General features: G+C 66.7%; 13 protein-coding genes. 2 read left to right on the forward strand and 11 right to left on the reverse strand.

Translation table 11 applies throughout. The features are described from left to right. The first annotated feature begins 87 nt into the window (after positions 1-87). Both LO55_RS19850 and LO55_RS19855 read left to right on the forward strand, forming a co-directional pair. Positions 88-846: an SDR family NAD(P)-dependent oxidoreductase gene (locus tag LO55_RS19850; RefSeq protein WP_071362799.1), complete on the forward strand. Its 759-nt coding sequence runs from the start codon at positions 88-90 to the stop codon at positions 844-846. Positions 847-890: 44 nt separating this feature from the next. Further along, entirely contained in the window at positions 891-1,811 is a 921-nt protein-coding gene (locus LO55_RS19855) for a VOC family protein (protein ID WP_071362800.1), read from the forward strand. A 9-nt stretch (positions 1,812-1,820) separates the two neighbouring features. Here LO55_RS19855 and LO55_RS19860 read toward each other — a convergent pair whose 3' ends face one another. The 11 genes from LO55_RS19860 to LO55_RS19910 all read right to left on the reverse strand — a co-directional run bounded on the left by LO55_RS19860 (position 1,821) and on the right by LO55_RS19910 (position 15,859). Continuing rightward, positions 1,821-2,576 carry a Crp/Fnr family transcriptional regulator gene (locus LO55_RS19860; protein ID WP_071363881.1) on the reverse strand — a complete coding sequence of 252 codons (756 nt, stop codon included), beginning with the start codon at positions 2,574-2,576 and terminating at the stop codon, positions 1,821-1,823. A gap of 52 nt (positions 2,577-2,628) precedes the next feature. Beyond that, positions 2,629-3,558 carry an electron transfer flavoprotein subunit alpha/FixB family protein gene (locus LO55_RS19865; protein ID WP_071362801.1) on the reverse strand — a complete coding sequence of 310 codons (930 nt, stop codon included), beginning with the start codon at positions 3,556-3,558 and terminating at the stop codon, positions 2,629-2,631. Positions 3,559-3,604: 46 nt separating this feature from the next. Then, positions 3,605-4,354, reverse strand: coding sequence for an electron transfer flavoprotein subunit beta/FixA family protein (locus LO55_RS19870; protein ID WP_071362802.1), 750 nt, complete (start codon positions 4,352-4,354; stop codon positions 3,605-3,607). 11 nt (positions 4,355-4,365) lie between these two features. After that, positions 4,366-7,911, reverse strand: coding sequence for an indolepyruvate ferredoxin oxidoreductase family protein (locus LO55_RS19875; protein ID WP_071362803.1), 3,546 nt, complete (start codon positions 7,909-7,911; stop codon positions 4,366-4,368). 65 nt (positions 7,912-7,976) lie between these two features. Further along, positions 7,977-9,101, reverse strand: a complete 1,125-nt coding sequence (locus tag LO55_RS19880) for an acyl-CoA dehydrogenase family protein (protein ID WP_005666918.1) — start codon at positions 9,099-9,101, stop codon at positions 7,977-7,979. Positions 9,102-9,134: 33 nt separating this feature from the next. After that, positions 9,135-9,935, reverse strand: a complete 801-nt coding sequence (locus LO55_RS19885; RefSeq protein ID WP_071362804.1) for a crotonase/enoyl-CoA hydratase family protein — start codon at positions 9,933-9,935, stop codon at positions 9,135-9,137. Further along, a complete protein-coding gene (locus LO55_RS19890; protein WP_071362805.1) occupies positions 9,932-10,987 on the reverse strand; it encodes an acyl-CoA dehydrogenase family protein in 1,056 nt (351 codons plus the stop codon). Before LO55_RS19890 ends, LO55_RS19885 begins: the two co-directional genes overlap by 4 nt. A gap of 2 nt (positions 10,988-10,989) precedes the next feature. After that, on the reverse strand, positions 10,990-12,135 hold the full coding sequence (locus tag LO55_RS19895) for an acyl-CoA dehydrogenase family protein (RefSeq protein WP_071362806.1): 1,146 nt from the start codon (positions 12,133-12,135) through the stop codon (positions 10,990-10,992). 136 nt (positions 12,136-12,271) lie between these two features. Then, the gene (locus LO55_RS19900) at positions 12,272-13,579 is read right to left on the reverse strand and encodes an amidohydrolase family protein (RefSeq protein WP_071362807.1); all 1,308 of its coding nucleotides are present in this window, start codon (positions 13,577-13,579) and stop codon (positions 12,272-12,274) included. A gap of 122 nt (positions 13,580-13,701) precedes the next feature. Beyond that, positions 13,702-14,976 carry a cytochrome P450 gene (locus tag LO55_RS19905; RefSeq protein ID WP_071362808.1) on the reverse strand — a complete coding sequence of 425 codons (1,275 nt, stop codon included), beginning with the start codon at positions 14,974-14,976 and terminating at the stop codon, positions 13,702-13,704. A 112-nt stretch (positions 14,977-15,088) separates the two neighbouring features. After that, entirely contained in the window at positions 15,089-15,859 is a 771-nt protein-coding gene (locus LO55_RS19910) for an SDR family NAD(P)-dependent oxidoreductase (protein WP_071362809.1), read from the reverse strand. Positions 15,860-15,873 lie beyond the last annotated feature (14 nt).

A 15,873-nucleotide genomic window follows, 5' to 3' on the forward strand; every position in this document is an offset into this window, starting at 1 on the left:
CACGCCATGGGTATGCCCGACATGCGGCCAATCGCGCGCCGCATGCGGCGCCTGCGCGGGTGGCCCGCTTTCCTGCGGGGATGATCCATGAATAGATTAGCTGGAAAAGTTGCCCTGATCACGGGCACCGGTGGCGGCCAGGGGCGCGTCGCGGCCCTGCATTTCGCCCGCGAAGGCGCCACCGTGGTCGGCTGCGATGTCGATCGCGCTGCGCACGAAGAGACCGCGCGCCTGATGGCGGCCGAGGGCTTTACGCTGCATGGCAATGCGCCGGTGGATCTTGGCGACCATGAACAGGCAAGGCGCTGGGTCGAGTCAAGCGCGGAGGAACTCGGCCGCATCGACATCCTGTACAACAATGCCTCGGCTGCGAAGTTCGGCGGGGTCGGCGACATGTCGATCGAGGACTGGCACTACACCATCCGTAACGAACTCGACCTCATTTTCTTCACCACCAAGTACGCATGGCGGCACCTGTCGGTGCGCGGCGGCGTGGTGATCAACATCGCATCCACCGCCGCATGGGGCGGCTCGAAAGCCGCCGGGATCAGCGCGCACAGCGCCGCCAAGGGCGCGGTCGTTTCCTTCACCCGGCAGCTGGCGGTCGAAGGCGCGCCGCTCGGCATCCGCGCGGTCAGCATCAGTCCAGGCTTCGTCAGGACGCCCGGCACCGCCGCCTTCGTCGACAATCCGGTCACGCGCCGGATCATCCTCGACGGCGTCCTGCAGGACCGCCCCGGCGAACCGGAGGAAGTCGTGTCGCTCGCCCTGTATGTGGCATCCGACGAAGCGCGCTTCATGACCGGCTCCGACCTGGTGGTCGACGGCGGCCTGCTCGCCATCTAGTCCGGCGCACCGATCACACAACAACAGTAGGAGGAGGAAGACACATGGACATCATCGGCATCGGCTACCTCGGGTTCGAAACCGCGAACCTGGATGCATGGCGCGAATACGGCCCGCAAGTGATGGGCTTCCAGATCGGCGCCTCACCCGAGGGCGATCTTGACTCGCTGTACTTCAGGATGGACGACCGGCGCCATCGCATTGCTTTCCATCCGGGGAAGATCGACCGCCTCGCCTACATCGGCTGGGAAGCCCGCGGCAAGCTGGAATTCCAGGCCGCCGTCGAGCGCTTCCGCGAACACGGCATCGAAGTGACGGTCGCGGACGAGGCGCTGCGCGAGCGCCGCGGCGTGAAGGAACTGGTGCGCTTCCGCGATCCGGTCGGCTACCAGCACGAGCTGTTCTATGCCCAGAAATGGATGCCGCGCTCGTTCCAGCCCGGCCGCCCGCACGGCGGTTTCGCCTGCGGCCAGCGCGGCGTCGGCCACGTGGTCGTGATCACCCCCGAATACACGCCGGAACTCGAGCACTTCCTCACCGGGATCATGGGCATGCGCTATTACGGCGCCGGGGCTGGCAAGGGCAAGACCGGCTTCTTCCGCGCCAAGCTCAACAATCACACCAGCCACGACATCGCCTACGGTTTCGGGCCGGGCAAGGCCGGGGTCCAGCACGTCGGCATCACGGTCAATTCGGTGCGCGACGTCGGCGAAACCTATGACCTGGTGCGCAAGAAGGGGCTGCAAATGATGATGACCCTGGGCCAGCACGTCCAGGATCCGCATATGTCCTTCTATCACTTCACGCCGTCCGGCTTTGCCATCGAGTGCATCGCCGAGCTCGAGCCATGGCACGACGACGGCTACGAGCTGAACCCGGAAAAGCTGTCGACCTGGGGACATGAGCTGGTCGGGCCGATCCTCGGCACCAGCGTGCGCACGCCGGAAGAGATCTTCGAGCGCTGAGCGCGCGCGTCAGGAGCCCTTGACGAGCTTCTGCAATGCGTCCGGCTTGATGATGATCAGCCGGTTCGCATCCTTCTGCACGATGCCCTGCTGGGCCAGCGCGGCCAGCGCCCGCGTCACGGTCTCGCGGCTGGTATTGATCATGTTGGCGATGTCCTGGTGGGTCGGCAGGTTCTCGACCACCGCCGGGGCGCCAGGGTCATCCTGCTTGTTCTTCTGCATCAGCACCAGGTAGGTGTAGATGCGCTTGGCCGTGTTGTTAATGCTCAGCAGGGATCGGAACTCCGAGTCACGCTCGATCTTTTCGGCCAGGTGCCGGAGCATCCCCATTGCCACCGAGGGCGAGTGCGAGAACAAGTGCAGCGCGGTGGCCGCCGGCAGGAAGCCCACCAGCGCCTCGGAGATCGCGACGATCGATGCCGTACGGGTGGAATTGTTGATCAGCGCGATCTCACCGAAGAAATCCCCCGGCGCCAGCATGCGCAGGCCGATCGCCCGCCCGTCCTCGGTGACGTTCACCACCTGCAGCTGCCCTGAGAGCAGGAACAGCAGGCCATCCCCATGCCCACCTTTTTGCAGCACGATGTCGCGCTTGCCGTACTGGCGGATACGGATTTCCTGCTTGACCAGCGCAATCTCCTCGTCCGACAGGCCGGCAAGAAGCGGGATTTTACGTAAGTGGATCTGTACCTGGCGCTCCTGGGGCGCGCTGGAAGTCTGGCCTCCGGGAGGAAACGGAAGGGCCGATGCGGTGCTTGCGCTCATGTCGTATTCTGGCAGATTGCCGATGAGCGCGCCGCGCCCATCGGCCACGGGTTCATCCAATTTCCGTGACAAGCTGCGGCACGACTTCGAACAGGTCGCCCACCAGGCCGTAGTCGGCCACTGAGAAGATCGGCGCTTCCGGGTCCTTGTTGATGGCGACGATGGTCTTCGAGTCCTTCATGCCGGCCAGGTGCTGGATCGCGCCCGAGATGCCGACGGCGATGTACAGGGTCGGGGCGACGATCTTGCCGGTCTGGCCGACCTGCCAGTCGTTCGGCACGAAGCCTGCGTCGACTGCCGCGCGCGAGGCGCCCATGGCGGCGCCCAGCTTGTCCGCCAGCGGCTCGAGCAGCTTGAAGTTCTCGGCCGAGCCGATGCCGCGGCCGCCCGACACGATGATCTTGGCGGCGGTCAGTTCCGGACGGTCCGACTTGGCCAGCTCGCGGCCGACGAAGGCCGACTTGCCGACGTCGCCGACGGCGGCGATCTGCTCCACCGCGGCCGAACCGCCGGTGGCGGCACTGTCGAACGCGGTGCCGCGCACGGTGATGACCTTCACGCTGTCGCCGGACTGCACGGTGGCGATGGCGTTACCGGCGTAGATCGGGCGCTCGAAGGTGTCCGGCGATTCGACCTTGGTGATTTCCGAGATCTGGGCCACGTCCAGCTTGGCGGCCACGCGCGGCAGGATGTTCTTGCCGTAGGCGGTAGCCGGGGCCAGGATGTGCGAGTAGCTGCCGGCGATCGCCAGGATCTGCTTGGCGACGTTCTCGGCCAGGCCGTCGGCGAAGTGCGGCGCATCCGCGACCAGCACTTTCGAGACGCCGGCGATCTGCGCGGCGGCTTCGGCGGCAGCGCCGCAACCGGAGCCGGCGACCAGGATGTGGACCTCGCCGCCACACTGGGAGGCAGCAGTCACGGTGTGGTGGGTAGCGCCCTTGAGGGAGCCGTTGTCGTGTTCAGCGATAACGAGTGCGACCATGTTCTTTTCCTAACGATGGAAATAAGCGGTATGCGGCAGGCCGCGATCAGATGACTTTGGCTTCGGTGCGCAGCTTCTGCACCAGGGTCGCCACGTCCGGCACCTTGACGCCGGCCGAGCGCTTGGCCGGCTCGGTCACTTTCAGGGTCTTCAGGCGCGGGGTCACGTCGACGCCCAGGTCTTCCGGCTTGATGGTTTCCAGCGGCTTCTTCTTGGCCTTCATGATGTTCGGCAGCGTCACGTAGCGCGGCTCGTTCAGGCGCAGGTCGGTGGTGACGATGGCCGGCAGGCTCAGCTGCACGGTTTCCAGGCCGCCGTCGACTTCGCGGGTCACGGTCACTTTCCCGTCTTCCAGCACGACCTTCGAGGCGAAGGTGGCCTGCGGCCAGCCCAGCAGCGAGGCCAGCATCTGGCCGGTCTGGTTCGAATCGTCGTCGATCGCCTGCTTGCCCAGGATAATCAGCTGCGGCTGTTCCTTGTCGGCCAGCGCCTTCATGATCTTGGCCACGGCCAGCGGCTCGGTCTCGACGCTGGTCTCGACCAGGATGCCGCGGTCGGCGCCGATTGCCATACCGGTACGCAGGGTTTCCTGGCACTGGGCGCTACCTACCGACACCGCCACCACCTCAAGGACCTTGCCGGCCTCCTTCAGGCGCACGGCCTCTTCCAGCGCGATCTCGTCGAACGGGTTCATCGACATTTTGACGTTGGCGATATCCACGCCGCTGCCGTCGGATTTGACGCGGACCTTGACGTTGTAGTCGACCACGCGTTTGACGGGTACCAGTATTTTCATGCAAATCTCCTTCAGGCTTTTTGTCGTTGGGGTACGGGCGCGCCATACTGCGCCATCAGCTGCGCGCGCCTTGCGTCGGCCACGTCCATGGCCTTTTCCTTCACATGGCCGTAGCCGCGAATCTTTTCCGGAAGCCGCGCCAGTTCGAGCGCCGTCTCCATGTGCTCGTCCGTCAGCGTCTCGCAGAACAGGGCAACCAGCGCAAGATAGTCCTCGACCAGCTGGCGCTCGCGGCGCCGCTCGGCAGTCATGCCGAACGGATCCAGCGGCGTGCCGCGCAGCCAGCGCAGGCGCGCCAGCAGGCCGAACACCGGCATCATCCACGGGCCGAAGCGGCGCTTGGCCGGCCTGCCGTCCGCGCCTGGCCGCGCCAGCAGCGGCGGGGCCAGGTGGAAGTTGAGCGTGTAGTCCCTGCCCGGCTCGCCTTCGAACTGCGCGCGCAGGGCTGCCAGGAATTCGGGCGCGCTGTGCAGGCGCGCCACTTCGTACTCGTCCTTGTAGGCCATCAGCTTGGCGAGATTGCGCGCCACTGCCTCGGTCAGCGGCTGGCGGTGCTGACCAGGAAGAGCCGCTTCGACAGCGCGCAGGCGCGCCACTGCAGCCCGGTAGCGCTGCGCATAGGCCTCGCCTCCATAGCTGCGCAAGAGCTGGGCGCGCTCCGCGACCAGGCGCTCCAGCGTTACCGGCATGTCTACCACGACCGAGGCCGTCTCCTGCGCTCTGCGGCTCTCTACAAGTGCCGACGGATCGTGGGCCGCGAGACGGCCCATCTCGAAGGCGCGCCCGTTCTTCTCGACCGCCACCCCATTGAGCTCGATGGCGCGCAGCAGCGCCTGACGCCCGAGGGGAATCCAGCCCTTTTGCCAGGCGTAGCCGAGCAGCAGCGGGTTGGCGAAGATTGCGTCGCCGAACAGGCGGGTGGCGAGCGCGTTCGCATCGACGAACTCGCAGGCCTCGCCCACGCTCGCACGCAGGTCCGCTTCCGCGCTGGCGCCGGGGAAGCGCCAGTCGGGGTTCGACAGGAAGGCCGCGGACGGCACGGCCGCGCTGTTCACCACGGCGCGCGTGCGACCGCGCCGGACCCGCGACAGCGCGTCGAGCGAGGCGGCGACGATCGCATCGCAGCCGATCAGCACCGCCGCGTCGCCGGTAGGAACCCGCGTCGCATGGATCAGGCTTGTCTTCGCGGCGATCTGGATGTGGCTGAGCACCGCACCGCCCTTCTGGGCCAGCCCGGTGATGTCGAGGACCTTGACGCCCTTGCCTTCCAGGTGAGCCGCCATGCCGAGCAGGGAGCCGATCGTGACGACGCCGGTGCCGCCGACGCCGGGGACCACGATGCCGCACACGCCATCCAGGGCCGGCAGGGCAGGCTCCGGAATTTCCGCTGCCGGTACGGCCTTGGTTTGCGGACGGCGCAACTGCGCTCCCTCTGCCGTCACGAAGCTCGGGCAGAACCCGTTCACGCAGGAGAAGTCCTTGTTGCAGGAGCTCTGGTTGATCTTGCGCTTGGTGCCGAGCGGCGTCTCCAGCGGCTCCACCGACAGGCAGTTCGACGCTACCGAGCAGTCTCCGCAGCCCTCGCACACCGCCGCGTTGATGTAGGCGCGGCGCGGCGGATCGGTGGCCTCGCCGCGCTTGCGGCGCCGCCGCTTCTCGGTGGCGCAGGTCTGCTCGTAGATGAGCACCGACACCCCGGCCGTGTCCCGCAGTTCCAGTTGCAGTGCATCGAGTTGGTCGCGGTGGTGGACCGTGACGGCGGCCGGCAATCCGCTGCGGTCCGCATATTTTTCCGGCTCGTCGCTCACCACCAGTACCCGCGGCGCGCCTTCGCCGGTGACCTGCTGGGCGATCTGGGCCACCGTCAGGGTGCCGTCCACCGGCTGGCCGCCGGTCATCGCCACGGCGTCGTTGTACAAGATCTTGTAGGTGACGTTGGCCCTGGCCGCGATCGCCGCGCGCACCGCCAGCAGGCCGGAATGGAAGTAGGTGCCGTCGCCCAGGTTCACGAACACGTGGCGGTCGCTGGTGAAATGCATCTGCCCGAGCCAGCTGACGCCCTCGCCCCCCATCTGGCTGACGGTCTCGGTGCGCCGGTCCATCCACAGCGCCATGTAATGGCAGCCGATGCCGGCCAGGGCGCGCGAGCCTTCCGGCACACGGGTCGAGGTATTGTGCGGACAGCCGGAACAGAACCACGGCTTGCGCTCGGCCGTCACCCGCGGCCGTGCCGCCTCGCGCTCCTTGGCCTCGATGATGGCGATGCGCGCATCGATGGCCGCCTGCAGGTCGGCGGGCAGCTCGGCCTGGCCGAGACGGCGCGCGATCGCCTTGGCGATCAGCGCCGGCGACAGTTCGTAGCGGGCAGGCAGCAGCCACTGCCCGCGCGGCGCCGACCATTCCCCGCCGGCGCCGGCGCGCTCGTCGAACTTGCCGTAGACACTCGGGCGCTCCGCGTGCGGCCAGTTGTACAGCTGCTCCTTGATCGCATATTCCAGCACCTGGCGCTTCTCTTCCACTACCAGGATCTCGCGCAGCCCCGACGCGAACTCCTGGACGTCATCGGCGTGCAGGGGCCAGACGCAGCCCACCTTCAGGATGCGGATGCCGATCCGCGCGCAGGCGGCGTCGTCGATGCCGAGGTCGACCAGCGCCTGGCGCAGGTCGAGATAGGCCTTGCCGGCCGCGACGATACCGAAACGGGCCCTTGGTGCGTCGACCACCACCCGGTTCAGGCGGTTGGCCCGAATGTAGTCGAGCGCCGCATACCACTTGTGGTCGACCAGCCGCGCTTCCTGCTCGAGCGGCGCGTCCGGCCAGCGGATGCCCAACCCGCCTTCCAGCGCCGGCGCCGGGGGCAGCACGATCTGCAGGCCTTCCGTGTCAATCTCCACCGAGGCGGAGGACTCGACCACATCGGTGACGCATTTCATCGCCACCCACAGGCCCGCATGCCGGCTCATCGCCCAGCCGTGCAGGCCATAGTCGTGGAACTCCTGCACGCTGGACGGATACAGCACCGGGATGCCGCAGGCAACCAGCAGGTGTTCGGACTGGTGCGCCACGGTGGAGGACTTGGCCGCATGGTCGTCGCCAACCAGCATCAGCACCCCGCCCTTGGGAGACGTGCCTGCCGAGTTGGCGTGCTTGAGGACGTCGGCCGAGCGGTCGACACCCGGCCCCTTCCCGTACCACATGCCGAACACGCCGTCGCGGGTAGCGCTTTCGTACAGGTTCACCTGCTGGGTGCCCCATACCGCGGTTGCGGCGAGGTCTTCGTTCAGGCCGGGCTGGAACACGACGTCGTGCTGTTCCAGGTGCTTCTTCGCCTTCCACAGCGCCTGGTCGAGTCCGCCGAGGGGCGAGCCGCGGTAGCCGGAGACATAGCCGGCGGTGTTCAGCCCGGCACGCAGGTCGCGCGCCTTCTGCAGCATCGGCAGGCGTGCCAGCATCTGCACACCGCTAAGGAATATCTGCCCCTTGTCGACGGTGTATTTATCGTCCAGGGTGACGGCGCGCAGCGCAGCGCCGGCGGCAGGGCTAAGGGGCGAGTTCATGGCGGGCCTCGGTCGGGAATATCAATGAAAAGATCGTGGAAAAGTAGTGCGCCGTGAATTCGGAGCTACAGAGAGCGCGCAATGATCTCTTTCATGATCTCCGAGGTGCCGCCGTAAATCCTGGCGACGCGCGCATCGACCCACGCGCGGCTGATCTTGTATTCGCTCATGAAGCCGTAACCGCCATGCAGCTGGAGCAGCTCGTCCAGCACCCTGCCCTGCATTTCCGATCCCATCAGCTTGCACATGGCGCCCACTTCGGCCGACAGTTCGCCGCGCATCGCCTTGGCCAGGCAATCGTCGACGAATACCCGCAGCATCGTCGCCTGCGCCTTGCACTCGGCCAGCTTGAACTTGGTATTCTGGAAATCGAACACGGTCTTGCCGAACACCTTGCGCTCGCGGACGTAGGCCAGCGTGTCCTCGAGCAGCGCATCGATCGACGCGGCCGCGCGCAGGCCGATGATGGTGCGCTCCCACGCCAGCTGGTGGGTCAGGTAGCCGAAGCCCTTGTTCTCCTCGCCCAGGCGGTTCGCGGCCGGCACCCGCACTTCGTCGAAGAACAGCTCGGAAGTGTCCTGCCCTTTCAGGCCGATCTTCTCGAGCAGCTTGCCTTTCGAGAATCCGGGACGGTCGGCCTCGACGCAGACCAGGGTGAGCTCCTTGGCGCCCGGATCGAGCTTGGTGGCGGTGACCATCAGGTCGGCGTTGCCGCCGTTGGTGATGAAGGTCTTCTGGCCGTTGATGACGTAGTCGTCGCCGTCGCGTCGCGCGCTGGTGCGCATCGAGCGCAGGTCGGAACCGATGCCCGGCTCGCTCATCGCGATGACGCCGATGGTCTCACCGCTGACCATCTTGGGCAGCCAGCGCCGCTTCTGCTCTTCGCTGCCGTAGGCGACGATGTAGGGCGCGACGATTTCCGAGTGGGTGGTGAAGCCGATCGCGGTGGCATTCACCCGCGCCAGCTCCTCGATCATCACGGCCGAGTGGCCGAAGTCGCCGCCGGCGCCGCCGTACTCCTCGGGCACGGTGGAGCACAGCAGGCCCACTTCGCCCGCCTTGCGCCACACCGACTTGGGGACGATGCCTGCGTGCTCCCACTCCGCCAGGTGGGGCACGATTTCGTTCTCGATGAACCGCCGGGCCATCTCGCGGAACATGTGATGGTCTTCGCGAAAAACACTGCGCATGCTGCTTCTCCTGATTCTGGGTAGTGCGTGGGCCTAGCGCCCCTGGTATCGCGGTTCGCGCTTGCCGAGGAAGGCGGATACTGCTTCCGCATGGTCCTCGGTGTGGTGGGCCAGCGCCTGGAAGGCGGCCGACATCTCCAGCAGCGAGTCGAGGCGCATGTGCTGCCCTTCGCGCAGCAGCCGCTTGGTCAGGCGCAGCCCGTGCGACGGGTTGGCCGCCATGCGCCGGGCAATGGCGAGGGCGCTGGCTTCCAGTTCAGCGGCGGGCACGACTTCCGTCACCAGCCCCCAGGCCAGGGCGGTCGCGGCATCGATGGTGTCGCCGGTGAGCGCCATCAGGCTCGCCTTGGGCATGCCGACGATGCGCGGCAGCAGCCAGGCCCCGCCGTCTCCCGGTACGATGCCCAGCTTGACGAAGCTTTCGGCGAATTTCGCGGTGTCGGCCGCAATGCGCACGTCGCACATGCAGGCCAGGTCCAGGCCGGCGCCGATGGCAGGCCCGTTCATGGCGGCGATCACCGGCACGTCCAGCGTGTACAGGCACAGCGGAATACGCTGGATGCCGTTGCGGTAGCTTTCGCTCACTTCGTAGGGCGAGCCGGCGAAGATGCCGCCGCGCTCGGCCATGTCCTTGACGTTACCGCCGGCGCAGAAAGCCGGGCCGTTGCCGGTCAGGACCACCACCTTGATGCCGCGGTCCGCCCGCACCATCGCGCACATGTCGACGAACTCCTGCATCTGCGACGGCGCGCTCAAGGCATTGCGGGTCTCGGGACTGTCCATGCGGACGGTCAGGATGGCGCCATCGCGCTCCAGGATCAGAAAGGGTTTCATGAGCGCTGCTCCATCAGGGTGTCGAAATGGCCGTCGGTCACGCCGGGCCAGAAGCCTGCCGGCCCGGCGGCGCACACGGCCCTGCCAAGTTGCTGCGACCACGCGGTCGCAGATCCGAATTCGCTGCGCCAGGACCACAGGCGGCGGGTGCTCAGGTGCAGCACATGCTCATGGGTGAACCCGATCGCGCCGTGGACCGCGTGCGCGACGCCGGCGCCGATGCCGGCCGCCTCGGAAGCGCAGATCTTGGCGGCGATCGCCGGCAGCCGCACGATGCGCGTCTCGGCCGCCGCGAACGCGGCTTCGGCCGCCATGACCGTCGCCGCGGCGTGCTCGGCGAGCAGCGCGGCCTGGTGCTGGATGGCCTGGAAGCGGCCGATCGGCTTGCCGAACTGGACCCGTTCGGAGGCATAGCCGGTCGCCATCTCCAGCACGGCTTCGAGCGCGCCCGCGATCTGGGCTGCACGTATCATCGCCCCGCCAAGCAGCAGCACGTCCGTTGGCCAGCCCGACGGCAAGGGTGCGTGCGCGGCCGGCGCCACGTCCTGGAACAGCAGCGTGGCACGCGGCTCCGACGCCGTATTCGCGCTGTCGCGGCGCTGCGCCGCCTCGGTCGGCAGCAGGACGACCGCGGGCTCGCCCCCGCCCGTCACGGCCACCACGAAGGGCACCGCCCCGCCCCAGGGAACCTCGGCTGCCTCGCCGCTCACGACCCCGCCATGCAGGCGCAGCGAACCGGATGCGGCGATGCTGACCGCGCCCGGCGCCGGCGCCAGCCCTGCCGCGCCGAGCAGCCAGTTGGCCAGCATCGCCTCGGGCAGCGGCAGCGGCAGGTTATGGCGCCCGGCCAGCCGGACCACGCCGCACACGTCGGCCCAGCCGGCCCCGGCGCCGCCCAGCGATTCGGGCGTCAGGGCCAGCGGAAAGCCGGACTCCTCCACGGCCGCCCACATCGCGTGCGGCCAGGCCCCGTCTTCGCATGCCAGCACCGCTGCGGGGCTGGCCAGGTCGGCGAACAGGCGCTCGACCGTAGAATCGAACAGTTGTCTCATGATTAACGCATTCCCATTCCGCGCGCGATGATCCCACGGAGAATTTCGCGCGTACCGCCGCGCAGTGAAAATGAAGGGGCCTCCTGGGTCAGGTAGGCCAGCACCCGCGCGTGCTCGGTCGAGCCGCGCGTGGCCGGCGCCACGTCCAGCAGCAGCTGGGCGAGTTCCGGTATGTCCTGCTCGAAGCTGGTGCCCAGGTCCTTGACCACCGAGGCTTCCCAGGCGGGGTTATGACCGGCGGCCAGCTGCGCCGTTACCGCCAGCGACATCTGGCGCAGGGTGAACAGGCGCGCCGCCAGGCGGCCGATCTCCTTCGCCTGCAGCGCGTCCGGCTGCCTGCCGACCTCGGCGACCAGGGTCTCGAGCAGGGTGATCGAACTGAGGAAACGCTCCGGACCGCTGCGCTCGAATGCCAGCTCGGCCGTCACCTGCGACCAGCCCTGCCCCTCGGTCCCGATCAGGGCATCGGCGTCCAGCATCAGCCCGTCGAAGAACACTTCGTTGAAATGGGTCGCGCCGGTCAGGTCCTTGATCGGGCGGATCGTTATGCCCGGCAGGGTCAGGTCGATGATGAACTGCGACAGCCCCTCGTTGCGTTTGCTCTCCGGATCGGTCCTGACCAGTGCGATCATGTAGTGCGAGCGGTGGGCATTCGTGGTCCAGACCTTCTGGCCGTTGACCACCCACTTGTCGCCTTCCCGGCGCGCACTGGTGCGGATCGAGGCCAGGTCGGAACCGGAATTCGGCTCGCTCATGCCGATGCAAAAGAAACGCTCCCCGCGGCAGATCGCAGGCAGGTGGAAATCCTTCTGCGCATCGGTGCCGTAGTGCAGGATCTGCGGACCGCTCTGGCGGTCGGCGAACCAGTGGGCGGAGACCGGGGCGCCGGCCGCCAGCAGCTCCTCGATCACCACATAGCGGGCAAAGGGACTGGCGTCGGCGCCGCCATAACGCTTCGGCAGCGCCATGCCGATCCAGCCGCGCTCACCGAGGCGGCGGCTGAACCCGGCGTCGAAGCCCATCCAGGATTCGGCACGCCGGGTGGGCGGATAATCTGCCAGGGCCTCCGCAAGGAAGCGGCGTACCTCGGCGCGAATGGCTTCGGCCTCCGGTGGGATGGGACTGAACTTGAACTGGTCGATGGACATGGTCGGTCATGCGAAGGAGTCGATCCGCCTGAACCGCGCGGCCGCACGCATCCGGCGCGGCCTCGGGGCCGCGCGGAGACGCCTGCTTGCGACGTGGACAGGACTCAGGGGAGGCGCTTCCCTCCCCGGCAGATGCTCAGAGCGCGGTCTGCGCGTCGGCGGCGGCGAACATCTTGTTGATGTCGCCCGAGGTGACCGGACGCTGGGGATCGCGCTCCGGCGCCGCGCCGCCCAGCCCCAGGGCCGGCTCGATGCTGACGTGGGTGGCCTGCGCCTTCAGTGCGCCGACGGTGCAGTTCTCGCGTCCGAGGATGGCGAAAGGATCGTAGGAGAACTCGCGCATCGCGTTCAGGTGCGTGATCTTGTTGATGACCTCGTCCGACAGGTGCTGCGCCTGGCTCCAGAACACGTTCGCCGAATTCGGCCAGGTGCAGTCGGAGTGCGGGTAGTCGCATTCCCAGGTGACCTTGTCGACATTGATCGAGTCGAGGTTCTTCAGCCCGAACGCATCCTCGATGAAGCAGGTGATGATGTGTTCGTTGAAGATGTCGCTCGGTTTCTTGTTGCCGAAGTTCGAATTGGTCCACTCGTGGTGATGGCTGTGGGTGAAGTCGGCGCGCTCGAGCAGGTAGGGAATCCAGCCGATGCCGCCTTCGGACAGGGCCATGCGCAGCTTCGGATACTTCTTCCACATCGGGGCCCAGATCCAGTCGGCCGCGGAGTTGGAAATCGAGATCGGCATCGAGGTGATCCAGGCGTCGATCGGCGACTCGTCCGAGGCGTGCGCCGCCTTGACGCCGGTGCCGATGTGGCAGCAGATGACGACGTCGTTGTCGGCACAGGCTTTCCACAGCGGATCCCAGTGGGCGTTGTGGATCGACGGATAGCCGTGCACGGTCGGGTTGTCGGACAGGGTCAGCGCATGCACGCCCTGGTCCGCGAGGCGCTTGACCTCGGCGGCGGCGGCCTGCATGTTCCACCAGGGAACCATCATCAGCGGAATGAAGCGGCCCGGCGCCGCGTTGCACCAGTCGTGCAGGTGCCAGTCGTTGTAGGCCTGGATGGCGGCGAGGCTGACCTCGCGGTCGTTCATCACCTGGAAGCGCTGGCCGGCAAAACCGGGGAAGGTCGGGAAGCACAGCGAGCCCAGCACGCCGTTGGCGTTCATGTCATCGACGCGCGCCTTGATGTCCCAGGTACCGCGGCGCATTTGCTCGTAGGAAAGCGGCTCCATGCCATATTCTTCCTTCGGGCGGCCGACCACCGAGTTCAGCCCCATGTAGCCGGTCGCCTTGTCTTCGAACACCCAGACGTCGCGCCCTTTGACGGTTTCGACTTTCGGCTGGCGGCCCTTGAATTTGGCAGGCATGTGGCGATCGAAAGCGCCGCGGGGTTCGATCACGTGGTCATCCACGCTAACGAGGATCAGGTCTTCATATTTCATCGTTGTCTCCGAGGAAGGTGTTCGCTTAACCAGCGTTTGGTTTTCTCTGACTTCATTCTAGAACAGAAATCCAGATTTATTAAACACTTTTTTCCAATCTGTTCATTAAATGAGCCAAAACCTCAATCCCATACCACGTGCACGTGCTTCGGCCCACGTAGCTGGGCGCCGGTGATCTGCGGCGGCGGCATGTCCGGATCCAGGCGCAAATTCGGCATCAGGTCGAGGATGGCGTTCACCGCCACTTGCAGCTCGGTCTTGGCGATGAACTGGCCGATGCACATATGGGGGCCGAAACCGAAGCCGAAGGATGGCTTGGGCTTGCGGTCGATATCGAACTCCTCGCTGTTCTCGAAGGCGTCCTCGTCGCGGTTGGCGGAACTGACGATGCACTGCACCATGGCCCCCTTGGGAATGGCCATGCCGGCCAGTTCCAGGTCTTGCGCGGCCTGGCGCACCTTGAACGTCGCCACCGGCTCGAAACGGATCGCCTCGTCGATCGCCTTGGGCACCAGGCTGCGGTCGCTGCGCACGCGCTCGAGCAGTTCAGGGCGCTGGAGCAGCAGGGTCATGAGGGTGCCGAAGGTCCGGGTCGTGGTTTCGGCGGCGGCCGGCAGCAGCGAACGCACGAAGGTGGTCACTTCGTGGTCGTCGAATTTGCGGCCGTCGCTCTCGGCGCGGATCAGGCGGCTGATCAGGTCATCGCCCTGGGCGCCGTTGCGGCGCACTTCGACCACCGCCTCGTGGGTCGCGTCATAGAGCGACTTGGCCGCATTCATGGCCGCCTGGCGCGCCAGCGCGGCCTTCTCGGCGTCGACCTGCGGGCCAGCCAGGATCGCCAGCGCCCATGCCGCATACTGCTTGATCTTTTCCGGGTCGTTGCCGGGGAAGCCGATCAGGGCGTAGATCAGGCGGATCGGGAAATACAGGCCGAACTCCATCAGGTCGGCCTTCTTTTGCGGGACCAGTCCAAGCAGGAATTCATTGCGCACGATCGGGTCCATCTTCGAATCGCGCCAGCTGTTGACCACCTCGGGCATGAAGATCGGCTGCAGCAGTGCCCGCGCCTTCTTGTGCGCCTCGCCATCCATGCCCGTGAGGATCAGGCCATCGAAGAAGGCGCCCAGGCCTTCGGCGATGAAGCCGCTGGTGTAGTTGGCGGCATCGCGCAGCACCGCCATGGTTTCCTTGTACTTGAACACCGTAAAGGTCGGCCGGTTCGGGTCAAGCCCGGCGATGTTCGGTACGCCGAGCCTGCCCATGAAGTTCTCGGCGATGATCGGCGAGTTCCTGCGCATGTCGCGGTAGATCGCATGCAGGTCGACGTTCTCGCCTCGGTAATTGTCGGCCACGCCCGTGTAGGCGCTCTCGAGACTCACTTCCTTCACACTGCTCATGTTGTCATCCTCCAGTTGTCGCCGGCCTTGGACCGGCGTTTATTGAACACTTTTGCAGATAGTGCTCTATTTCTGGAGAATTGCCAAGCGATTCACGCCATGCGCGCTTGCCTCAAGGAATCATCAGCCCGCCGTCCACGGCGAGCGTCTGGCCGGTGATGAAGCGCGCGCCTTCGCTCATCATGAAGACGACGAAGGGCGCCATGTCACGGTCCGGGTCGCCCAGTTTGCCGCCCAGTGGAATCAGGCCGGCCATCATGCTGTCGTGGGCCGCCAGCGCCTGCGCGTCCATGCGCGCCCGGTGCGCTTCGTACATCGGCGTCCACATGCCCGGCGCGGCCGCGTTCACGCTGATGCCGTACTTGCCCCATTCCTTGGCCACGGTACGGGTCCAGCCCAGCACCGCCGCCTTGGCGGCAGAGTAATGCGCACAGCCGGGCAAGCCCATGACGCCCGCCGCGGAACCGAAGTTCAGGATCCGCCCACCTTGCGTGCTCAGGTAAGGGAACGCCGCCTGGTTGGTGTTGAGCGTGCCGCGCGCATTCACGTCGAACATCAGGTCCCAGTCGGCGTCGCCGATCGACTCGGCCGGCGCCGCGCGCTCGATCCCGGCGATGTTGATGAGTCCATCGAGCCCGCCGAGCCATGCGGCTGCAATGTCGAAGGCGGCGTCGACCTCGGCGCGCCGCCGCACGTCGCAGCGGAAGTAGCGTGCCGCGCCGGGGCCCACGCCGTCCGCGCGCGCCGCCTCCTCGCTGCCGGCCGCGTCGTTGACGTCCATCGCGGCCACCCGCGCGCCCGCCGCCACCAGGCCGCGCAGCACGCTGGCGCCGATCCCGCCGGCCGCGCCGGTAACGATCAGCCTTCTGCCATTCAGTTCCATGCTTTCTCCTTCAG

The organism is Massilia timonae, assembly GCF_001866515.1.
GTDB classification, from domain to species: domain Bacteria; phylum Pseudomonadota; class Gammaproteobacteria; order Burkholderiales; family Burkholderiaceae_D; genus Telluria; species Telluria timonae.